Origin of the sequence: Marinovum sp. (assembly GCF_048263515.1) — a bacterium.
In the GTDB taxonomy this organism is placed as follows: domain Bacteria; phylum Pseudomonadota; class Alphaproteobacteria; order Rhodobacterales; family Rhodobacteraceae; genus Marinovum.
This window is the reverse complement of the sequence record NZ_JBLXEC010000006.1, coordinates 167,904-189,708: the sequence shown is the minus strand read 5'-3', so window position 1 is coordinate 189,708 and position 21,805 is coordinate 167,904. Positions and strand designations below refer to the sequence as shown.

Here is a 21,805-nt window from a genome sequence, read left to right as displayed (position 1 = left end):
ATACGAGGTGTTGTCGAACCCGACCTTGGTGGCGGGGCGCGGCACCATCAGCGGGGTGACATCTGTGGAGACGATCAAACCAAAGAAATCATTGGTCGAAGAGACTTATGACATCCTGCTGGACGCGATCTGCAGCGGCGAGTTTTCGCCCGGCGACCGGCTGAACCAGGACGATATCGCCGCGAGGCTTCAGGTCTCGCGCCAGCCGGTCAACAGTGCCATCGCGATTCTCAAGGCCGAGCGCCTGCTCGAGGACACCGGCCGGCGCAGCGTGATCGTGGCGCCCCTCGACCCCGAGCTGATGCGCGCGATCACCGAATACCGCCTGCTGGTCGAACCTTTCGCCGCCAGCGCCGCGGTGGCGCGCCGCCCCGACAAGGCCGCGGCGCTGGCGCAGAAGGTCCTGACCCGCGGGCGCGAGGCGGTGGCCCGGGGCGACATCCCCAAGCTGCTGCGCGCCGACCGCGCCTTTCACGAGATGCTCTATCTCTGGGCCGGCAACCAGGTGATCCAGAACTCCATGCGCCAGACCTGGAACCATATCCAGCGCGCCATGGTCGAAATCCTGCGCGATCCCGGCAAGGCCGTGGCGATCTGGGACGAGCACGACGGCATCATCGGCGCCATCCTGGCCGATGACCGCACCGGCGCCGCCGAGCGAATGACGGCGCATATCCAGAACGCCTATGACCGGAATTTCGCCCTGTCGGAGCCCGCCGCCGAGACGCCCGGCGGGTAACGCCACCTGCCACAGGATGATTCCAGGTGATCCGGCCAGCACCGCCTGTGCGACAGTCCGACTTCGGTTCGACCATGACATCCGTGTCCCCCAGGGCCGCGGGTCTTCAATTTACAGTTCGACCAAATGAAGTCGGGCTCACGAGCCTATGCCGATCCGGCGCTGACCCAGCGGCTCGCGCTCAAGCCCCACGCCCCGAAACCCGCATCACCGCGCCCTGCCCGCCCCACGCAACCCGTCGAGTTCCTGCCGCACCCGTTGGGTCAGCTCAGACGGCGCCGTGGGCTTGGTGAAGACCCGCAGGCCGGAGTGAATCTCGCGCAGCCGCTTGGGCAGGCCGACGCCGGTGTGCACCACCACAGGCACCTCGGGGCGCAGGGTGTCGAGCACCGGGCCGATGTCGCCGTCGGGCAGGTCGACGTCGACGATTGCCGCGTCGGGCCGGGAGGTCTCGATCAGCGCCAGCGCCTGGGCCACGGTCGAGGCCGGGCCCAGCGCGGTGCCGCCGGCCTCTTCGACACCATAGGCAAGGTCGAGGGCGATGAAGGGCTCGTCTTCCACGACCAGGACCTTGCATCCGGACAGATAACGATCAGGATCAGACATGGCTTTACTCCAGAACTTCTAATGCGCCAGCCGCTCCAGCGCGGCGGTCAGGCGGATATCCACACCGTCGCGCACCCAGGCAAATTCGATCGACCCTCCCAACTGCCCGGTGGCGCTGAGCCGGGCAAGCTGGCTGCCGAACCCGGTCTGGTCCGGCGCGCCCCGGACCTCGGGCCCGCCGGTCTCGGTCCAGGTCAGGGTCATCGTCTCCTCGGCCACGGCCCAGCGGACCGTGACAATTCCTTCGGGCGCCGACAGCGCACCGTATTTCGCCGAATTCGTCGCCAGTTCGTGCAGGATCAGCGCCAGACCGGTGGTGGCCGTCGGCCCGATCTCGACCGTCGGACCCTCGAGCCTCAGCGCGCCGTCGCGGGCCTCGGCATAGGGTGCCAGCACCACCTCGATCAGCCGGTCGAGCCCGCTGAAGGCCTCGTGGCTCTGGCGCGAGGTGATCGAGCTGCTGATCAGCTCATGCGCGCGCGACAGCGCCATCACCCGGCCGCCAAGCGCCTGCGACAGGTCCTCGACGCTTTCGGCATGACGGGCGGTCATCTTGATCATGCCGGCGACGATGGCAAAGAGGTTCTTCACCCGGTGGTTCAGCTCGCGCATCAGAAGCTGGCGCGCCTCCTCGGCGCGCTTGCGCTCGGAGATGTCGAGGATGTTGCAGACCGCACCCTGCAGCTCGCCCTTCCAGACAACCGGGCGCACCCAGTATTCCACCGGGAACGAGGTGCCGTCGGTGCGGTAGAAGACCTCGTCGCTGACATGCGCCGCCTCGCCGGTGCGGGCGACGTGGTAGATCGGGCAGTCCTCGCGCGGATAGGGCGAGCCATCGGCATGGGAATGGTGGATCAGGTCGTGCAGCTGCTTGCCGATCACCTGATCCTCGCTCTCGAAGCCCAGCATGCGCAGGAAGGCGGCGTTGCAACGGGTGGTGCATCCAGCCTTGTCGACCGCATAGAAACCGTCGGCGGTGGAATCGAGCAGCAGCGCGAGATCGGCCTCGCGGCGCTTGAGATCGCTCTCGATCCGCCGGCGCTGTTCGATGTCCATCAGCACGCCGGGGAAACGCACCGCCTGCCCCGCGCTGTCGAGCTCGCAATAACCGCTGGCCTCGACCCAGCGGTACTGGCCGTTGGAATGCCGCGCCCGGTACTCGGCGCGATAGCTGCCGCCTTCGCGCAGGGCCTGCTCGATCAATGTCTTCACCCGACCGGCGTCCTCGGGGTGGATGGAGGCCGAGACCTCGGCCAAGGGCATCCCCGCGCGCCCCCGCTCGGGGTCGAGCCCGAAGGTCTCGGCAAAGCGGTCGTCGGTGGTGACCGTGTCTGACGGAACATGCCAGATCCAGGTGCCGACGATGGCGCCGGCCGCCAGCGCCAGTTCGACCCGCTCCTGCGCCACCTCGAGATCGCTCTTGATCTTGAGCAGCGTGTGCTCGGCGCGGCGGCGTTCCTCGATCTCGCGCTGGGCGGATTGATAGAGAAACGCATTGTCGAGCGCGATGGCTGCCTGACCTGCGAGACCGTCCATCAGTTTCTCATGGTGCTGCGAAAAGCGTGCCGGATCCTCGTGTCCGAAGAACAGCCCGCCCAGTACCCGGCCCGAGCGCGAGATCACCGGCACGGCAAGATAGCTGCGAACCGGCAGATGCCCTTTCGGCATGCCATTGTAAGGCGCGTTGCGGCCGTAGCGCGGATCGGAGGTGATGTCGTCGGAGCGGATGATGCCGTCGCCGGCAAAGGTCGGTGCAAAGACCTTGGTGTTGCGCGGCATGGGAAAGTCGGAAAAGGCCGAATTTTCGACGCCCGACAGGGTGTAGAGCATGTAGCTCTCGTTCGAGCCGTCGACCACGTTGTAGAAGAAGGCGCCGAACTGCGCCCCGGTCAGCTCGACCCCGGCATCGGTGACCATCTGGATCAGCGCCTCGTGGTCCAACTCGGCCGCGACGCCGGCGCCGGTGCGATTCAGCGTCTCGAGCAGTCGCGTCTGGTCGTTCAGCGCCGCCTGCGCCTCGTAGCGTTCGAGGATCAGCGCGGTGACCTGGGCCACCAGATCGAGGAAGTCGTTCTGCGCCGCCGAGGGCAGCCCGGGCTGCGCGCGGTAGATGGCGAAGGTGCCCAGCACCTTGCGCCGCGTGCCGATCACCGGATGCGACCAGCAGGCCCTCAGGCCCAGCGGCAGGGCCAGATCACGGAACTCTGCCCACAGCGGGTCGGTGGCGATGTCGGCCACCAGCACCGGCGCGCGCCGATGCGCCGCGGTGCCGCAAGAGCCCATGTCAGGACCGATGGCGATGCCGTCGATGGCCGTGTTGTAGTCGTCGGACAGGCCGACCGAGCTGCCGTGGAACAGCCGGTCGCCGTCTTCCTTGGTCAGCAGGATCGAACAGGCGGAGTCGCTGCCGATGAAGGCCTGCACCGCGCGGGTCAGCTCTTCGAGGATCAGCTCGAGCGGGCGTTCCTGCAGCGTCAGTTCCAGCAGCTTGTGTTGCAGCGCCGACAGATCGTCGGAGCGGTGCTCCTTCGGCGGCGCTTCGGTCAGGAGGGTGCCCATCACCCCTTCGGCGCGGCCCGCGGCCTCGCCCACTGGTGCCAGCGCGCAGAGGCTTTGTCGTTGGGCGGCATCGAAACGGGCGGCACTCCGGGCTGTCACCTGGGCCGGTTGGCCGCTGTCGCGCACCTGCGCCACCGACGACGCCAGCGCCGCCCAGAGCTCGCCAAGACCCTCACGCGCCGGACGTGCAAAGGCGCGGGGGTGACCGGCGCCGAGGATGCTGCGAAAGCCGTCGTTGTAGAAGAGTGTGTCGTCAGGCCCCCAGATCAGCCATCCCGGCTGAGGTGACGCCAGCAGGATCTGCAGCGCGGTCTTCAGGCTCGGCGGCCAGGCTTCCGGCACGCCGAGGGCATGGGTGTGCCAAGGATGCTCGGCGACGAGCGACGCCAGCTCACCTTCGCCGGTTGCGAATGACAATTTTTCTTTGGCGCCCGTGCGCATTCGCTGTCTCCCCGTTTGAAATGGGATGTAGCCTGCGATCCTGACAAGACCACCGGCGCCAGTAATTTTTCCAAACGGGGCAAGGTCAAGCCACCGCCGCAATTGACGTAAGGTCAGTCACCGCAGCGGCTATGGGGAGAGACCTCAGACACCCGCCTTTTCATCAGCATAGGATTTGACGAACTGGCCGATCTTTTCTTCGGTCAGATCCAGCCCGTGATCCTGGCCAAGCTTCAAGGCGGCCTCTCCGTCGAGCCCCCTGTCAGCGGCCAGCGCCATCAGGGTCATCGCACCGGCGCGCTTGCCCGAGGCGCAATGCAGGAACACCGGCTGCGGCAGGTCATCGAGCGTGCGGCGAAATTCGTCGACCCGCTCGGGGTTCAGGGTTTCGGCGGTCATCGGGAAGTGCAGGTAGTTCAGCCCGGCGGCCTCGGCAACGCGGCGCTCTTCCTCTGGTGACAGCCCGCCTTTTTCTCCGGCATCGCGGAAGTTGACGACGGTCATGTTGCCGGCATCCGCCACCTGCCGCAGCGCGGCTTCGTCGGGGGTGAACAGGGCAACGGTGTGATTGGGGGAAAGCGTGGCGATCTTGTCCATGGGGGTCTCCTGAAGTGAGGGGATGTGCGGGTGTCGGCGCCTGTCAGCGCTCTGGCAGATCGGTGTCGTCGTCCGGGTAGAGGTCGCTGACATGCAACGCAGACGGGGCATGCAGAAGCGCACGCTCCCGCGCCTCGCGCTCGGCGCGCAGGGCGGCGGCGGCGATGTGCGGCGCGATGAGATGGGGAGTGGTCTGCAACCCGACCAGGGCGTCGGACGCCTGCGGAAAACCGAGGCCCTCTGCGACACGAGCGGGGATCTGGATGAAACGCTGAGACATGGGTGGTCCTCCTTCCGAAGGACAACCCGCTCTTGCCGCACAGGTTCCGTGGATCCTGTGCCTGTTTCGACCGGCCGCGGCGGCTGGCGTCAAAGCGCTCGCCGCGCGCGGCTCAGGCCGGCATCATTCCGGGCGCAGCGCCTTGTGCACCGCGTCGCGCAATTCGGGGTATAGCACCCAAGGGCCGGTGCCCTCTTCGCCGTCGCCGGTCTCCTGGAAACCCAGCAAGGCGAGCCCTTCGGCGGTGTCACCCTCCTGCGCCTCGGCGCCGGTGGAGAGATAGAGTGACATCGAGGTGCCGGCGCCGGTAAACGAACGGCGGGCCGAGGCCTTGGACTTGTAGCCGCCGGCCCGGGCCATCCGGGATTCGCTCAGGCCCTCTTCGCCGGCCAGCGACAGCGCAGTCAGCATGGCGCGCTGCGGCGCGGTCAGGGCGACCTGGCTGATCGCCTCGACATATTCCTCGACGCTGGGCACGGCGACACCGGTGTGGGTGTCTTCGCGGCGGGCCTCGTTGCGCTTGGTCTCGCGGGCGTCGATGGCGGCATGCAGCGCGGCGATGGCTTCCTCTTCGGTCTCGCCATGAGCCTCGGCAATCAGCCCGCGGGCGGTGGTCGGCGCCTTGGGGAAGGCGCGCGCGACATATTCACCGGCCAGAAGCCCCGACTTGATCTGATAGCGGCCATGCTCGCCGGTCTGGATCGCGGCGCGCGGCTCCTTCTTGGGGGCCTTTGGCTGCTTGGTGGTCGTCATGCCCTTGAACAGGTCCTGACCCTTGGCGGAAGCGGCAGCGGTGGTGGCTCGTGTCATGGAGAATCCTCTCTCGGTCGGGATAAGGGCACGTGCGACAGGGGCCTGCGGACACGCGCCCTCTTCCATCTGCCGGCGGGCAGTGGTGAGGGGCCGGCGCGGCCCTCTGTCGGTTCATTCGGTAAGTCGAGGCGCGGGCCTCGCAGATCGGGCCGGTGCCCGGTGCGGCCGGGGAAGCTGCGCAGAACGCGCCCCCGTCAAAAGCAAAGGGCGCCCCGCTAGGGACGCCCCGAAGCCCGTTCAGGCCAGCGCGATGTTCACGGCGCTTTCACGGCCGTCGCGGCCGGATTCGACGTCGAACGTCACTTTCTGATCATCTGCCAGGCTGGTCATGCCCGAACGCTCGAGAGCGGAGATGTGCACGAAGACATCCTTGCCGCCCGATTCCGGTGCGATGAAGCCGAAGCCTTTGGTGGCGTTGAACCATTTCACTGTGCCATTGGCCATGTGAGATTTCCTTGTCTTGTTGCTGCCCACGACATGCGGCAGCCCGGCTTGTCACAACAGTGTCGAGCGCTGTGAGCCGGTGAAGGAAAACAGAAGGTCGAATGGAGGTCATTAGCCAACAAGATGTGGGCCTCCGCGGGACATATTGCAAGGGGCAATGCCGGTCAGGCGGAAATATGCCTTTGCCACGGCGGCTGCGATCTCTTATGGATCGCGAGCCTGCGGACCTCCCGCCGGCATGTAAAGGACCGTGAGAATGTCGTTCAACGACTTCGCGAAGAAAGAGGCCGCCGCGAAGGAGGCCTCCAAGACCAAACCCCAGACGTCCACAGCCGCGCCCGCCAAGCCCCGGCCTGCAGCTGCCGCCAAGCCCGGTTCATCCGGCGACTGAACGGCTTTGAGTGCGGGCGGTCGATCTGACGCCTCTGCGCAATGCCGGGCGCGGCGCTTGCCATGGAGTGTCGCGGTCCCCTGCCCTCCGGCGATTTTGAAATCATCCGGCGTCTGCGTCCGCCATCTGCAAAATATTTGACATTGAAAGCCGCGTTGGTGAGCAACCTTCGAAAAATCGTGCCATTCTCTGATTTGAGGTCACGGCGCGGCTTGTTTCCGGGTGACAGGAATCTCCATTGATGCTTGTTTGAAAAAACGTGCCGCCGGTGCGGAAATCGTTAGGCCGGCAATAAACAGACTAGAATACCAGATTGAACGACGCGCATCCCGGATGTGTCGCCGCAGAATGCGACTTTACTCACTGTAATTGATAAACCTTTTGAGGATCCGGCCCTGCCCGCGGCCATCGCCGCCGGGATTTGCACAGGCTGTCCTCGCGTCAAGTCACGGCCTGCGTTGACACTTGCTTAGCATCGCAACAGAGTGCGCGCGAAACTCCCGTGTCTGCGGGAGTCGGAGAATTGCGGGAGGAAAGCAATTGCTGATCCGTCTGATCGATGCGGTAAACGAGGCCGTAGGGCGACTCGTGTCCGTACTTGCCGTGATCTTCGCGGCCATCATCATTTACGACGTCGTGCTGCGCTATGTCTTCGAAGAGCCGACGCGCTGGGCCTTTGACGTCACCAAGCAGCTTTTCGGCTTCTATTTCGTCATGCTGGGCGGCTATGCGCTGCGCCACCGGGCGCATGTGCAGGTCGACATCCTGACCGAAAAGCTCAGCCCCGGCGTGCTGCGGATCGTCGAGGCCGCGGGCTATGTCATCTTCTTCTTCCCCTTTACCTGGGTCTTCCTGACCCGGTCCTGGGAGTTCGCCATGCGGTCGTGGAACCAGGGTGAAACCACCTATGGCGCGATCCAGATGCCGGTCTATCCGCTGAAGATGGCGATGTGCGTCGCCGCCGGCCTGCTGCTGATCCAGGGCATCTCGGAAGTGCTGAAAATCATTCTCGACCGCAAGGAGGTGCAGGCATGAGCCCGGAAATCCTCGCCGCCGTGATGTTCGGCCTGCTTGTGCTGGGCCTCTTCATGGGCCACCCGCTGGCCTTCGTGCTGGGCGGCACCGCCGTTCTGACCGCCGTGATCGCGGGCAAGCCGATGGTGCTGGGGATCGTCATCAACCGCATCTTCGGCGACGTGCTCGACAATTACACCCTGATCGCCATTCCGCTGTTTGTGCTGATGGCCAGGTTCCTGTCGGATTCAGGTGTCACCGATCGGATGTTCGAGGCCCTGCGGCTTCTGCTCAGCCGGGTGCGTGGCGGTCTGGCGCTGGCGGTGGTCTTCATCTCGATCCTGCTGGCGGCCACCACCGGCATCATCGGGGCCTCGATCACCGTGATGGGTGTGATGGCGCTGCGGCCGATGCTGCAATACGGCTATGCCCCGACCCTGACCACCGGCGTCATCGCGGCCTCTGGCTGTCTCGGCATCCTGATCCCGCCGTCGATCATGCTGATCCTGATGGCCAGCTATTCGCCGCTTTCGGTGGGTGAGCTCTTCGCCGGCTCGATGATCCCCGGCGTACTGCTGGGCCTGAGCTACGCGCTTTACGTCTACGTCGTCTCGGTCTTCCGCCCCGACCTGGCCCCGGCGGTCGAGCCTGACGAGAAGATCGCCCGCAGCGCACTGCTCAAGATGCTGGCCTTCGAGGCGCTGCCGCCGCTGGTGCTGATCTTCGGCATCCTGGGCTCGCTGCTGGCGGGGATCGCCACTGCTACCGAGGCCTCGGCCATCGGCGCGGCGCTGGCGCTGCTGATCGTGATCTTCCGTGGCCGCTTTGAATGGCGCACCTTCTACAGCGCCATGCTCGAGACCGGCCGCACCTCGGCGATGATCCTGTTCATCGTCGTCGGCGCCACCGCCTTTACCGGGGTGTTCAACATCACCGGCGGCCTGCGCGCCACGCAGGAGATCATCCGCGCCCTCGACATGGAGCCCTGGATGCTGCTGACGATGATGATGTTCATCGTCTTCATCCTCGGCGCGTTCCTCGACTGGACCGGCATCGTGCTGCTGTCCTTCCCGATCTTCCTGCCGATCGTGCAGGAGATGGAGGGCGTAAGCATGCTGTGGTTCGTCGTGCTGATGGCGGTGGTGCTGCAGACCTCGTTCCTGACGCCGCCCTTCGGCTATGCGCTGTTCTACCTGCGGGCCATCGCGCCCAAGGAGGTGCGGACCGGCCACATCGTGCGCGGCGTCTTCCCATTCATCCTGTTGATCGTCGGAATGTGCCTTCTGGTCGCATTCTTCCCGGCGCTCGTCACCTGGCTGCCGGCCAAGCTCTACAGCTGACGGCAGTATGTACCGTCCCGGCGGCAGCCCCGCCGGGACCAATATTCACCAAGAGGAGGTTACCCATGACATTCAAAGCCCTGACCCTTGGCGCGGCGCTTGCCGTGACCGCGGGCCTGCCGGCCCTGGCCCAGCAAAGCTGGACTATGACCACCACCTGGCCGTCGTCGCTCGAGCTGATCGAGACCGACAAGCATTTCGTCGAGCTGGCCAACAAGCTGACCGCAGGCGAGCTGTCGATCGAGTTCTTCGAGGGCGGTTCGCTCGTCCCCGCGGGCGAAGTGTTCGGCGCGGTCGAATCCGGCACCATCCAGGCCGGCGGTGACTGGCCCGGCTACTGGGCGGGCCGTGACGCGGCGTTTTCGCCGCTGGCCACCACGCCGTCGCTGTTCAACGCGGTCGACTACGTCAACTGGATCCAGCAATGGGGCGGTGCCGAGCTCTATGACGAGATCTACGGCAACTACAACATGGTCTACCTGCCCTACGGCGTGACCAACAACGAATCCGGCTTCCGCACCAACGAGCCGATCGTCACGCTGGAAGACCTGCAGGGCAAGCGTCTGCGACTGTCGGGCCTCGAGCAAGGCAAGCTGCTCGAACGTCTCGGCGGCAACCAGGTTTCGATGGCCGGTGGCGAGATCTACCAGTCGCTGGAACGCGGCGTGATCGACGGGGCCGAATTCTCGACCCCGAACGTCGACTGGTCGGCTGGCTTCCAGCAGGTCACCGACTACTGGGCAACGCCCGGCTGGCACCAGTCGGCCTCGATCTTCGGCGTGATGATCAACAAGGCGGCCTGGGACGCGCTGAGCCCCGAGACGCAGGAAAAGCTGCAGATCGCGGCTGACGCCACCCTGCTCTGGTCGCTTGCCTTCACGGAAAAGCGCGCCACCGAGGCCTATGGCCAGTTCAACGAAGCCGTGACCATCAACCGTTACGACGACGAGACCCTGGCCCAGGTTCAGACCATGGCCAACGAGGTGATCATCGAGACCGCCTGCGCCAACCCGAACTCGGCCAAGGTCTACCTGAGCATGATCGAGTACCTCGAGGATTACGCCCAGTGGCGTGACGCCTCGGCGCCGTTCAACCTCGGCCGCACGCCGAACGGCCCCGACGCCCAGGCGCTGCGCGACTGCATGTAAGCAGCTGCGATTGCGAAGAGAGGCGCCCGCCGCATCATGCGGCGGGCGTTTTTCGTTTCGGGGCTGCGCTCAGGCCTTGCGGATCCGGTAGCGCTTCATCTTGCGATAGAGCGTCGGGCGCGAAATCCCCAGCACCTGCGCCACCTTGGTCAGGTTGCCGCTCTCGGCGATGATGGTGCGGCGGATGGCGCTGGCCTCGATGCTTTCCAGATCGCCGGAATGGCCGCCGAGGATATGTTCCAGTGAGTCCTCGTCGCCGCTTTCGAAATCGTCGAGGATTTCAGGCGCCAGGTCCCGCTCGGTCACCAAGGTGTCGCGCTTGATCAGGTAGAGCCGCTGCACCGCATTGCGCAGCTCGCGGACGTTGCCGGGCCATTGATAGCGCAGCAGCAGTTCCAGCACCTTGTCGGTAAAGGTCATCGGCCCGAGGCCGCTTTCCTGCGCATAATGCTCGGAGAAATGCTCGACCAGCGCCACCACGTCGTCGCCGCGTTCGCGCAGCGGCGGCACCTCGATGGTCATCACGCCGAGGCGATAGAACAGGTCGCGGCGGAAATTGCCCTTTTCGATCTCCTGCCGCAGGTCGCGGTTGGTCATCGCCACCAGCCGCACGTCGACCGGGCGACGCTGGCTGTCGCCGATGCGGTAGATCGCCCGCTGCTCCAGCGCCCGCAAGAGGTAAGGCTGCAGCTCGATCGGCATGTCGCCGATCTCGTCGAGGCAAAGCACCCCGCCGCTGGCCAGCTCGAACTTGCCGGTGCGCCCGCCCTGCGCCGCGCCGGTAAAGGCGCCTTCGGCATAGCCGAAGAGCTCGGCGCCGATCAGGTCGCTGGAAATCGCGGCGCAGTTCACCGGCACATAGGGCGCCTTGTCATCCGGCAAGCGGCTGTGGATCAGCCGGGCAAACAGCTCCTTGCCGACGCCGGTCTCGCCGTGGATCAGCACCGAGACATTGGCTAGCGCCGCCCGCTCGGCCAGCCCCATGGCATCGACCATCTTGGGCGAGGAGCCGACGATCTGGATCTGGTCCTCGGCCACATTGGCGCGCGGCTTGATCTTGCAGGTCTCGCCCGCCGCCCGCGGCAGGCGGCTCTTGTCCTTGAGAAACAGCGCCGCGCCGCGGAACACGCCTTCGAGCTTGAGCCGCTCGATGCCCTCGGCCTCGACATTCAGCGGCAGCAGCTTGGGGATGTCCTGATCAGACAGGCCTTCGAGCTTGGGCAAGAGCTTGTGCCCCACCGAAAGCTCCTTGGCGCGGCGCAGCATGTCGGCCTCGAAACCGCGGCGAAACAGCACCCGCCCGGTCTGATCGACCAGCACCACGCTTTCGTGCGCGCGGCTGTAGTCCGACATCAGGAAGGCTTCGAGCAATTGTGTCCGCTCGACCTGTTTCTGCTCGGCAAGCGCGATCTCGATCTCGCGCGCGGCGGCCAGCACCAGCGCCACGTTGTGCTGGCGGAAAATCTGCGGCGGGCCCGACAGATCGACCACCCCGATGATCGTCTGGGTGAAGGGATCGAAGATCGGCGCGCCGGCGCAGGTCCAGGCCTGAACGCCTTCGGCGAAATGCTCGGAAGCATGCACATAGGCCGGCTTGCCGGTCTTGAGCGCGGTGCCGATGCCATTGGTGCCAATGGTCTTTTCGCTCCAGTCGCCGCCCAGCTCGAGGTGGATCTCCTGGCCTTCGTCCAGCACATGGGCGTCGCCGATGGCATCGATGATCACCCCCTGGTCATCGGCCAGGATCAGGATCGTGCGGGCCTCTTTCAGATGGGGCTCCAGACGTTTGAAGGCCGCCGAGGCGGCCTTGCGCAGGGCGGCATTACGCTCGCGCCTGAGGTGGATCTGATGCTCGTCATAGACCTTTCGCGAGGCCAGGCTGGCGGCATCGACACCAGAATCCCTGCTGCGTCGCCAGGAATCCAGGATCTCCCCGCGCACCTTGGGGGAGGACGCATCGGCCTCCTTGCCGGTGGACACGAAGCGCTCCCATGCTTCGCGCGTGTCATATTCCGAATAGCTGGAGTTATCCGCCAATCCATCAGCCCTCTTGCTTTTCGTCTTTTTCATCTCGGCCCCTCTGCCAGGCCAGGTTACAGGTCCTTCAATCGGTTACCGGAAACAAGTGCAGGCGCGGCATCAGCCGTCCTGCGGAACAAGCATGTCTTCGAGGCACTGGGCCAGATCGCGGTCGGTGAATTCGCCGGTGATCTCACGGCCGTCAAGATGCGCAAGCACCGCCTGCATCTCGGCGTCCAGCGGCGAAAAGAAGCCGTTGTCGCTGGTGGCGAGCACAAAACGTTTCGACAGAAAGCTGCCGCGGATCTCGCCCAGCATCTGCATCTGCCGCCCGGTCGAGCGATCGACCAGCACGACGCGGTTGTTCAGGCTCACCTTGACGTAAGGCTCTGGCACATCACTGGAAACCCGCGCCTTGAGATCGTGGATCATCAGCCCTTCGGGTTTCGGGCCTTCGCGGCGGCGGGCCTGATCGGCCTGCATCTTGGTGAATCCGCCATTGCTGATCTGATCCGCGAGCTTGCGGATCGTGCCGGCATTCTGGTTCAGCAAACGACGCGCCTTGACGTCTTCGAGACGCGGTCCTTCGCGTTTCGAGAAAATATCAACCACAGTCAGTCCTCCCGTTACAATTGTTAGCAGACCGGCCCACGCGTTGCCAAAGTTTTAAGGTCGTAACACCCCGGTAATTTCGGGGCATTTGCGCGGTGCCGAACCTCGGAAAGCCGCGAAACGACATCGTCTCGCGGCCGGGTGCCGGGGGCCTGTGAAAGCCCCCGGCGGGGTCATGGTCTGGCGTCGGGCTCAGGCCAGATCGAAGCGATCGGCGTTCATCACCCGGGTCCAGGCCGAGACGAAATCACTGACAAACAGACCCTCGTTACCGCGGCTGGCGTAGACCTCGGCCAGCGCGCGCAGTTGCGAGTTCGACCCGAAGACCAGATCGACCCGCGAAGCGCTCCACTTCCTGGCGCCGCTGCTGCGGCAGCAGCCGTCGAACACTCGCTCGGACCCGTCGATCGGCAGCCATTCGGTCTCCATGTCGAGGATGTTGACAAAGAAGTCCGGGCTCAGCGTGCCGGGCCGGTCGGTCAGGACGCCGGTGCTGCTCTGGTCGTGGGTCGCCCCGATGGCGCGCAGCCCGCCCACCAGCGCCGTCATCTGCGGCGCGCTCAGGCCCAGAAGCTGCGCCTTGTCGACCAGCAGCGCCTCGGCGGGCACGGTATAGGCCGCCTTTTCGTAGTTGCGGAAGCCGTCGGCGATGGGCTCCATCGGCTCGAACGAGGCGGCGTCGGTCTGGGCCTCGGTGGCATCGGTGCGGCCCGGGGTGAAGGGCACCTGCACCTCGTGGCCGGCGGCGCGCGCCGCCGCTTCGACCCCGGCGTTGCCGGCCAAGACGATCACATCGGCGAGCGAGACCTTCCTGCCGCCAGAGGCACCGCCGTTGAAATCGGCGGCAATGCCGGTCAGCACATCCAGCACGCGCGCCAGGCGCTTGGGATCATTGGCCTCCCAGTCCTTTTGCGGAGCCAGCCGAATGCGCGCGCCATTGGCGCCGCCGCGCCGGTCCGATCCGCGATAGGTCGAGGCCGAGGCCCAGGCCACCCAGACGCAATCGGCCACCGACAGGCCGGAGCCCAGGATCTCGGCCTTGAGCGCCGCCTGATCCTTGTCGTCGATCAGCGGGTGATCGACCGGCGGCACCGGGTCCTGCCAGATCAGCTCTTCCGCCGGCACCTCCTTGCCGAGGTAGCAGGCCTTCGGCCCCATGTCGCGGTGGGTCAGCTTGAACCAGGCGCGGGCAAAGGCTTCGGCGAAGTCATCGGGGTTGGCGTGGAAGCGCCGCGAGATCGCGCCGTAAGCCGGGTCCATGCGCATCGCCATGTCGGCGGTGGTCATCATCACCGGCACCTTGGCGTCCGAGCCGTCGACCTGCGGCGCGTGATCGCCTTCGGTCAGCCCCTTGGCGTGCCAGATCTGCGCGCCGGCGGGGCTGCGGGTCAGCTCCCATTCATAGCCCAGCAGCAGGTCGAAATAGCCCATGTCCCATTGCGTCGGATTGGCGGTCCAGGGGCCTTCGATGCCAGAGGTGGTGGTGTCGACGCCCCTGCCCGACTTGTGGCTGTTCTTCCAGCCCAGACCCATGTCCTGCACCGGGCAGCCCTCGGGCTCGGCACCGACCAGCGCCGGATCGCCGGCGCCATGCGCCTTGCCGAAGGTATGGCCGCCGGCGACCAGCGCCACGGTTTCCTCGTCGTTCATCGCCATCCTGGCAAAGGTTTCGCGGATGTCGCGTGCCGAGGCCAGCGGATCGGGCACGCCGTCGGGCCCTTCGGGATTGACGTAGATCAGCCCCATCTGCACCGCCGCCAGCGGGTTCTCGAGTTCTCGCTCGCCGGAATAGCGGCTGTCGGGCGTGTCGGAGGTGGCTAGCCACTCGGCCTCGGCGCCCCAGTAGACGTCTTCCTCGGGTGCCCAGATGTCTTCGCGGCCGCCGCCGAAGCCGAAGGTCCGGCCGCCCATGCTCTCGATCGCGACATTGCCGGCCAGGATCATCAGATCGGCCCAGGACAGCGCATTGCCGTATTTCTCCTTGATCGGCCAGAGCAGGCGCCGCGCCTTGTCGAGGTTGCCGTTGTCGGGCCAGGAATTCAGCGGCGCAAAGCGCTGGTTGCCGGTCGAGGCGCCGCCGCGGCCATCGGCCGTGCGATAGGTGCCGGCGCTGTGCCAGGCCATGCGGATGAAGAACGGGCCGTAGTGGCCGTAATCCGCCGGCCACCAGTCCTTGCTGTCGGTCATCAGCGCGGTCAGATCGGCCTTGACCGCATCGAGGTCAAGCGCCTTGAAGGCCTCGGCATAGTCGAAGCCCACCGGCATCGGGTTCGAGGCCGGCGCGTGCTGATGCAGCACCGAAAGGTTGAGCTGGTTGGGCCACCAGTCGCGATTGCTGCGCCCTGCCTTGTTTGTCGTGCCGTGCATGACCGGGCATCCGCCCGCCTGCCGCATGTCGTTTCCGTCCATGGTTCAGTCCCTTGGTCTTGTTGGATGCGTGACCCGGCGGCGCCTGTCGGCCCCCGGGATGTCTGTCAGTCGAAGGCTCCGCCCCGATAAAGGGGGCCCCGCGACGGCGCCGGAAGGAACACGCGTCGCGGGGCGGAGCGCCGGCAGCGGCGCTCCGGGGAGCCGGGCGGGTGATCAGGGCACGATCACGCCCCGCCCGGTGAACTTGCGATCCTTGAAGTCGGTGATCGCCTGGTTGATGTCGGCCAGCTTGTATTCGGTCTGGTGCATCTTGACCTTGCCGTCGGCGTTCATCTCCATCAGCTCGACCAGCTCGACGAAATCGCCCACCAGCGAGCCGCCGATCCTGATCTCGTTGGCCACCAGTTCCAGCGTCGGAACCCGCACCTCGCCGCCATAGCCCACCATGATCAGCTCGCCGCCCTGGCGCAGCAGCTTCCAGCAGATGTTCTCGGTGCCGTGCTCGCCGACAAAGTCGATCGCCACATGCGCGCCGCCGCCGGTGAGGTCCTTGACCTCGTCGATCAGGTTCGGCCCGCCGTCGAGCACGATATCCGCTCCGAGATCGCGCGCCAGCGCCTGCGCGGCGGGCTCGCGGTCGACCGCGATGACCCGCGCGCCGCAGGTGTGTTTCAATACCTGAAGCGCGATATGGCCCAGCCCCCCGATGCCCAGCAGCAGAACGTAACCGCCGGGGTTGAGCAGTTTCGCGGCCTTCTTGGCGGCGCGATAGGCGGTGATCCCGGCATCGGCCATCGGAGCGACTTCCAGCGGGGTGATGCCGGTGTTGAGCTTGATGATCGAGCGTTCGTTGGTCTTGAAGTACTCGGCAAAGCCACCATCGAGGCCCAGCCCCGGGAACTTGCCGTGATCGCAGTACATGTCATGGCCGTAGCGGCAGCTCAGGCAGATGCCGCAGGCGTTGAACGGGTGACAGATCACCGCATCACCGGGTTTGACCGAGGTGACATTGCTGCCGACATCCTCGACCCAGCCGGCATTCTCGTGGCCCATGACATAGGGCAGGAGGTTGCCTTCGGTGTCCATGATGTCCTTCCAGACACCTTCGATAATGTGCAGATCGGTGCGGCACAGGCCCGCCGCACCGACCTTGACGATCACCTCGTCGGGAGCCGCGATCGTCGGAGGACGCACATCCTCGATCGAAAGCTCCACGTTCATCGCGGGATCGTATTCGTAAAGTCTTGCTGCCTTCATGGTCTTGTTCCTTTGCTCTGGACGGGGCCGGCCCTGTCGCGGGCCGGCCTCCTTTGGGGGGGCAACAGTGTCAGGCGCGGCCGAGCAGCTCGGCGCCGCCACCGCGGGCCGGGCCTTCGGTGGGATCGGCCTCGCCTTCTGCCAGATCGCCAACCAGCGTCTCGGTGGTCAGGATCAGCGTCGCGACCGAGGCGGCATTGACCAGCGCCGAGGCCGGCACCCGCGCCGGATCGATGATCCCGGCCTCGTACATGTCGCCATAGACGCCGGTCGCGGCGTTGAAGCCGTGTCCCGCCGGGCCCTCGGCCACCGCCTGCGCCACAGCGGCCACGTCGGCGCCGGCGTTGCGGGCGATGCGGCGCAGCGGCTCGGTCAGGATCGAGCGCACCAGCTGGATGCCCTTGGCCACGTCGCCCAGCGCGTCGAGCGTATCGAGGCAATCGCTGATCTGTGCCAGCGCCGTGCCGCCACCGGCGACAACGCCGTCCTCGGCCGCCGCCTGCACCGCGCAGAGCGCGTCCTCGATCAGCTGGATCGTCCGCTTCTGCTCCACGGGCGTGAAGCCGCCGGCATAGATGATCGCGCTGCCGCCGGTCAGTTTCGACAGCCGTTCGCGCAGCTTGTCCTTGTCGATGTTGGGCGGGGCATTGTCATGCTGGCGCTGCACCTGGTTGCGGCGGGCGGTGATGGCGTCGGGGTCGCCCTCGCCGCGCAGGATCGAGGTGCCGGAGGCATGCGAGCGCACGGTCTCGCAGCCGCCCAGCTGTTCGCGGGTGACATTCTCGATCTTCTTGCCCAGATCGCGCGCCAACACCTGACCGCCGGTCAGAATGGCCAGATCGTCCATCATCGCGGTGCGCCAATGGCCGTATTCCGGCGGATGCACGATGAGGAACTTGCCGGCCCCGCCATTGTCGAGCAGCCGCACCACCACCTCGGGCGCGATCTCCTCGGCGATGATCAGGAGCGGCCGGCCTTCACCCTCGGCGATGGCAATCGCCGGGTCCAGCACCTCGGGCTTGAGGATCTTCTGGTCGGTCATCAGGATCAGCGGGTTGCGCAGCACCGCTTCCATGTTCTCGCGGTCGGTGACCATGTGGTGCGAGATGTAGCCGCGCTCGAAGGACATGCCTTCGACCACTTCCATCGTGGTCTCGATGGTGACGCCGAAATCGGCCGAGATCACCCCGTCGCGGCCGACCCGGCGGAATGCCTCGGCCACCAGCTCACCGAGCTTGGGATCGGTTGACGACACCCGGGCGACGGCTTCCAGATACTCGGGGTGGTCGTCGCAGTCCCTCGACGAGGCGTCGATAGCCGCCACCACGCGGCTGACGGCAAGATCGATGCCCTTGCACAGATCGACCGGCTTGACGCCATTGTCGGTCAGGTCGACGCCGCGCTGGATCAGCGCATTGGCCAGCACGATGGCGGTGGTGGTGCCGTCACCGGCGACGTCGTTGGTCTGCATCGAGACTTCGCGCACCACCTGGGCGCCCATGTTCTCGAAGCGGTCGTTCAGCTCGATCTCGCAGGCGATGCTGACACCGTCGCGGGTGACCAGCGGCGTGCCGACCGGCCGGTCGACCATCGCGTTGAGCCCCTTGGGCCCGAGGGTGGGTTCCACCGCCGCCGCCAGCCGCGCGACACCGCGGGCCAGGCAATTGCGGGCGGTCTTGCCGTGTACCATGAGTTTAGCCATATCTTCCTCCTGCGCCGCCGCGGGTGCGGGGCGTCCTCCCTTGCATTTCGTGTGATGCCGGCCGCTCAGCTGGCCGCCACGCCCTCCTCGCGGGGCCGCACCCGCCCGGCGATGAAGTCGATCAGCTGCGGCCCGTCAGGCCCGATCTCGACTTCCTTGTACCGTGTCTTCGCCAGCCCCCGGCAGAGCGCACCGTTGAACTCCATGTTGATCCGGGTGCTGCGCAGCTTTGTCAGATGCGCGCGCAACTCATGCGGCGCGATCTCGTCACCGTCCCAGGTGGGAAAGGCCAGGTCGCGGTCCTCGGTGGCCAGCCCCTGCGCCATCAGCAGGTCGAGGTAGCGCGGCAATTGCCGCAGCTCCTCTTCGCCGCTGAATTCCACCCGGCGCAGCGCGCCCAGCGTCATGGCGACGATCCCGGCCGGCTCGTGCCCCAGGGCCTGAAGCCCCAGCAGCACGGTTTCCTGCCGCCGGTCGAAGGCCTTGGCGAGGAAGGTCTCGACCACCTCGTCGAGCCGCGCACCATCGCAGTATTCCGCGAAGATCTCGTTGAATGCGCGGCCGCTGTTGACGCCTTCGTTGACCCTGTCACCGAAGCAATGGTCGTTCAGCACCACCTCGGCCTCGATCACCCAGGGCAGGCTCGTCACCTCGCGCCGGATGCCGAAGGCCATGAGAAAGGCGAAGTTCGGCGAACACCAGTAGGTCGGCAGGCGAAACGCCACCCGCACCTTCCTGGCATCAATCACCTCGACCTCTTCGACAAAGCCCATGTCGGTGATCGGCTCGTCGAGCTCGGGGTCGGTCACGCCGTCAAGACATTCCCAGACCTCGAGCTCCAGCTCCTTTTGCAGATTGGCAACCAGCATGCCCCTACTCCGCCGCGATCTGCACGGGGGCGCCGGCCAGTTCGGCCTTCTTGGCGGCGACATCGATGCCGTAGAGCCTGGCCGCGTTCAGACCGAGGATCTTCTCCTTGATCTCGTCGGTCAGCTGCACGCCGCCGCGCTCGGCCGAGATGTCGTCGGGGATCTGGTAGTCCATGAACTGATCGACCAGCCACTTCGGCGTCCAGATCGCATAGTCCGAGCCGAAGAGGATCTTGTCCTCGCCCACCCACCAGAGCAGCTCGGCCATGACCTCGCCGAAGTAGCGCGGGCGCGAGTGGATGAAGGGCATGGCGACGGCCAGCCCGGCATAGACGTTGGTTTCCTGCGTGGCGATCCAGCAGAAGTCGTCCAGCCGCGGCAGACCGCAATGCTCGACGATCCAGTTGAGGTTCTGGAAATCGGTGGCGGCATAGTCGACGTCATCGACGCTGAAGGCATCCTTCGACAGCGGGATGATCGTCGGGCCCTTGTGGACGTGGATGTTCTTGATGCCCAGCTTGTCGCAGAGCTCGAAGCACTTGTAGGCCGCAGGATCGTTGAGCGCCCAGCCCTTGCTGTCGCCGTTCCACTCGGCGGTGTACATCTTCACGCCGGAGATGTCGTAGGTCTCCTTCATGTAGTGGATGTATTCCAGCGCCTTCTCGCCATCGCGCGGATCGAAGGAGCCGTTGACGATGAAGCGCTCGGGGTGGCGCTTGGCCATCTCGTTCGACCGCTCAAGGCAGCCGAAGCCCTTCTTGTAGAAGTCGCTCAGCACCGTGGTCTGGATGATCGCCATGTCGTTGGGGCCATCGACGAACAGGTCGCGGTAGATGTCGTCTTCGGAATACTTCTCGAAGCGGGCCTTCTCCCACAGCTCTTCCGGCGGGCTGAGGTTGGTGTGATAGGCATAGAAGCAGTCGATGAACTGCTTTCCGTGGACATTGGCCTGGTTCTCGGGGCTGCCGTCCCAGAAATGGGTGTGCCCGTCGAGAACGAAGATCTCCTTGCCGTCTTTGGTGGTGTACATGGTGTCCTCCCTTGCGTGTGGTCTGTTGATCTTGCGTGTGGGTCTGTCTGGTGTCCGGGGCCCCTGGGGGAGCATGGCCCCGGACCGGTCATGGGCCGGTTGCGAAACCGATCAGATGAATTCCATGACCTCGTTCATGTCGCCGAAGAGGATCACGGTGTCGTCGTCGACCCGCACCATCCGCCCGTAGTGGGTGGAGGTGTTCACCTCGAAGGTTTCGGCGGTCATCTCGCGGCCGAGGTATTCGGTGATCTCGCTCATCTTGAAGATCAGCTTGCCCTCGCCGTCGATGCGGATGGTCGCCGGGTTGTAGGTGACCGTCACCTTGGGGTCGTTCTCCTCCATGAACTCGGCGATGGCCCGGGCCTCGACGCTGTCGTTCATCGTGACCCCGCATTGATGCGAGACCTCGCGCGAGGTCAGGTCGATGTCCTTCATCGACTTGAAGATGTTCTGGTTTGACGCATTGCGCGCAGTGCTAGACATGGTTTCGTTTCCTTTTCAGAAGCTTATTCGAGGCCCAGCTCGGCGATGATGTGATCGACGCGCTCTTTCGAGACCGCCTTCACATCCTCGAAGGACACCGGTTTGGAATGCGGCTGAGACCAGATCGGCTGCAGCGCGGCAGCCGCCTTGGCGGCCAGATCGCCATGTTTTGCCAGCCAGGACTTGAAGAGCGCGCGGTTGTGGGCGCCATGCTCTTCGTCGTGGGCCAGCAGGTAGATCAGGTCGACCGTATTGGCGAGGTTGCGCTCGTAGTCGGCCTCGGCGGCAGAGATCACCGGCGGGGTGATGAAGTCGTTGTTGGCCGCCGCCGCCTGCATGAAGAAGCCCGAGCGGATCAGCTCGCCCACCATCGGCTCGAAGACGATGTTGATGGCGAAATACTGCTCGAGGTAATCCTCGGAGCCCATGATCGTCTCGATCGCCTCGCGGCAGGGCTGCCAGATCGGGTCTTCCATCCAGCACTTCTTGCCCAGCTCGTCGTCCCAGCCGTCGATGTCCATGCCGATCTCGGCGAGATAGAGCGTGATGTCCTGGGTCAGGCGCATCTTGTAGGACGAATTGGTCAACGTGGCGTTGTTGATCATCTGGGTGTAGCCATAGCGCTGCGCCTGCATGAGCGAGGTGCCAAGGCCGAATTCCGCATGTTTCCACGCGCCGAGGTGCTTTTGCAGGATGGTCTGCCAGGCCTTGTCAAAGACCTTGTGCGCGCCGGCCTTGCGGGCGTTGGCCACCACCGCCTGCACCATGGTCTCGATCTTGGACTGGCGCTGGTAGTGGGTGCGTTCCCATTCCTGGTCGGGCGCGCGGAATGCGTGCCAGTTCGACGACAGCGCCGCGGTGCTGTCCTTGGTATAGGCGCCGCCGCCCTTGCCGCCCTCGAACTCGATGATCCAGTTCTGGATCAGGTAGCGCTCGGGATCGGGTTGCACGTCGACGGTGACGTCCTCGTAGTGGGTGGCGCGTTTGCCGCGCGGCTCGAAGTAGTTGTACTTGCGGCTTTTCGAGCCGGCGAATTGCGCCGCGCCGGCAGCGCCGGATCCGACTGAGCTTGATGTTGCTACCATGGT

Annotated in this window: 20 protein-coding genes; 5 read left to right on the top strand and 15 right to left on the bottom strand. The window is 65.4% G+C overall.

Translation table 11 applies throughout. From position 1 onward, the window contains the following. Positions 1-10: 10 nt before the first annotated feature. Complete coding sequence (locus ACN0SE_RS08425; protein WP_417524072.1) at positions 11-739, top strand: GntR family transcriptional regulator; 729 nt, start codon at positions 11-13, stop codon at positions 737-739. A gap of 207 nt (positions 740-946) precedes the next feature. Here the strand turns inward: ACN0SE_RS08425 and ACN0SE_RS08420 are convergent, their stop codons facing one another. The 6 genes from ACN0SE_RS08420 to ACN0SE_RS08395 form a co-directional block, all read right to left on the bottom strand. Then, positions 947-1,345: a response regulator gene (locus tag ACN0SE_RS08420; RefSeq protein WP_417524071.1), complete on the bottom strand. Its 399-nt coding sequence runs from the start codon at positions 1,343-1,345 to the stop codon at positions 947-949. A gap of 18 nt (positions 1,346-1,363) precedes the next feature. After that, on the bottom strand, positions 1,364-4,321 hold the full coding sequence (locus ACN0SE_RS08415) for a GAF domain-containing protein (RefSeq protein WP_417524070.1): 2,958 nt from the start codon (positions 4,319-4,321) through the stop codon (positions 1,364-1,366). 168 nt (positions 4,322-4,489) lie between these two features. Next, positions 4,490-4,942: a beta-lactamase hydrolase domain-containing protein gene (locus ACN0SE_RS08410; RefSeq protein WP_417524069.1), complete on the bottom strand. Its 453-nt coding sequence runs from the start codon at positions 4,940-4,942 to the stop codon at positions 4,490-4,492. Between the two features lie 43 nt (positions 4,943-4,985). Beyond that, positions 4,986-5,222 (bottom strand): hypothetical protein, encoded by a 237-nt coding sequence (locus ACN0SE_RS08405; RefSeq protein WP_417524068.1) that lies wholly within the window; start codon positions 5,220-5,222, stop codon positions 4,986-4,988. 123 nt (positions 5,223-5,345) lie between these two features. Continuing rightward, on the bottom strand, positions 5,346-6,032 hold the full coding sequence (locus ACN0SE_RS08400) for a hypothetical protein (protein ID WP_417524067.1): 687 nt from the start codon (positions 6,030-6,032) through the stop codon (positions 5,346-5,348). Between the two features lie 240 nt (positions 6,033-6,272). Continuing rightward, on the bottom strand, positions 6,273-6,479 hold the full coding sequence (locus tag ACN0SE_RS08395) for a cold-shock protein (RefSeq protein WP_417524066.1): 207 nt from the start codon (positions 6,477-6,479) through the stop codon (positions 6,273-6,275). 256 nt (positions 6,480-6,735) lie between these two features. Here ACN0SE_RS08395 and ACN0SE_RS08390 point away from each other — a divergent pair, with 256 nt between their 5' ends. From ACN0SE_RS08390 to dctP, 4 genes are all read left to right on the top strand, one after another. Next, a complete protein-coding gene (locus ACN0SE_RS08390; protein ID WP_417524065.1) occupies positions 6,736-6,870 on the top strand; it encodes a hypothetical protein in 135 nt (44 codons plus the stop codon). Between the two features lie 540 nt (positions 6,871-7,410). Then, positions 7,411-7,905 (top strand): TRAP transporter small permease subunit, encoded by a 495-nt coding sequence (locus ACN0SE_RS08385; RefSeq protein ID WP_417524064.1) that lies wholly within the window; start codon positions 7,411-7,413, stop codon positions 7,903-7,905. Continuing rightward, entirely contained in the window at positions 7,902-9,224 is a 1,323-nt protein-coding gene (locus ACN0SE_RS08380) for a TRAP transporter large permease (RefSeq protein WP_417524063.1), read from the top strand. Before ACN0SE_RS08385 ends, ACN0SE_RS08380 begins: the two co-directional genes overlap by 4 nt. Positions 9,225-9,289: 65 nt before the next feature. Further along, complete coding sequence (gene dctP, locus ACN0SE_RS08375) at positions 9,290-10,372, top strand: TRAP transporter substrate-binding protein DctP (protein WP_417524062.1); 1,083 nt, start codon at positions 9,290-9,292, stop codon at positions 10,370-10,372. A 69-nt stretch (positions 10,373-10,441) separates the two neighbouring features. Here dctP and ACN0SE_RS08370 read toward each other — a convergent pair whose 3' ends face one another. The 9 genes from ACN0SE_RS08370 to ACN0SE_RS08330 form a co-directional block, all read right to left on the bottom strand. Continuing rightward, a complete protein-coding gene (locus ACN0SE_RS08370; RefSeq protein WP_417524061.1) occupies positions 10,442-12,409 on the bottom strand; it encodes a sigma-54-dependent Fis family transcriptional regulator in 1,968 nt (655 codons plus the stop codon). A gap of 102 nt (positions 12,410-12,511) precedes the next feature. Beyond that, positions 12,512-13,003: a hypothetical protein gene (locus ACN0SE_RS08365; protein ID WP_417524060.1), complete on the bottom strand. Its 492-nt coding sequence runs from the start codon at positions 13,001-13,003 to the stop codon at positions 12,512-12,514. Positions 13,004-13,195: 192 nt separating this feature from the next. Further along, a complete protein-coding gene (gene katG / locus ACN0SE_RS08360) occupies positions 13,196-15,412 on the bottom strand; it encodes a catalase/peroxidase HPI (protein WP_417524059.1) in 2,217 nt (738 codons plus the stop codon). Between the two features lie 174 nt (positions 15,413-15,586). Continuing rightward, complete coding sequence (locus tag ACN0SE_RS08355; RefSeq protein ID WP_417524058.1) at positions 15,587-16,630, bottom strand: NAD(P)-dependent alcohol dehydrogenase; 1,044 nt, start codon at positions 16,628-16,630, stop codon at positions 15,587-15,589. Between the two features lie 70 nt (positions 16,631-16,700). Beyond that, entirely contained in the window at positions 16,701-18,332 is a 1,632-nt protein-coding gene (locus ACN0SE_RS08350) for a molecular chaperone GroEL (protein ID WP_417524057.1), read from the bottom strand. A 65-nt stretch (positions 18,333-18,397) separates the two neighbouring features. Continuing rightward, complete coding sequence (locus ACN0SE_RS08345) at positions 18,398-19,201, bottom strand: iron-sulfur cluster assembly protein (RefSeq protein ID WP_417524056.1); 804 nt, start codon at positions 19,199-19,201, stop codon at positions 18,398-18,400. Between the two features lie 4 nt (positions 19,202-19,205). Then, on the bottom strand, positions 19,206-20,231 hold the full coding sequence (locus tag ACN0SE_RS08340) for an amidohydrolase family protein (protein ID WP_417524055.1): 1,026 nt from the start codon (positions 20,229-20,231) through the stop codon (positions 19,206-19,208). 111 nt (positions 20,232-20,342) lie between these two features. Then, on the bottom strand, positions 20,343-20,717 hold the full coding sequence (locus ACN0SE_RS08335; RefSeq protein WP_417524054.1) for an MmoB/DmpM family protein: 375 nt from the start codon (positions 20,715-20,717) through the stop codon (positions 20,343-20,345). Positions 20,718-20,740: 23 nt separating this feature from the next. Next, positions 20,741-21,802 (bottom strand): aromatic/alkene monooxygenase hydroxylase subunit beta, encoded by a 1,062-nt coding sequence (locus ACN0SE_RS08330; protein ID WP_417524053.1) that lies wholly within the window; start codon positions 21,800-21,802, stop codon positions 20,741-20,743. Between the last annotated feature and the right edge of the window lie 3 nt (positions 21,803-21,805).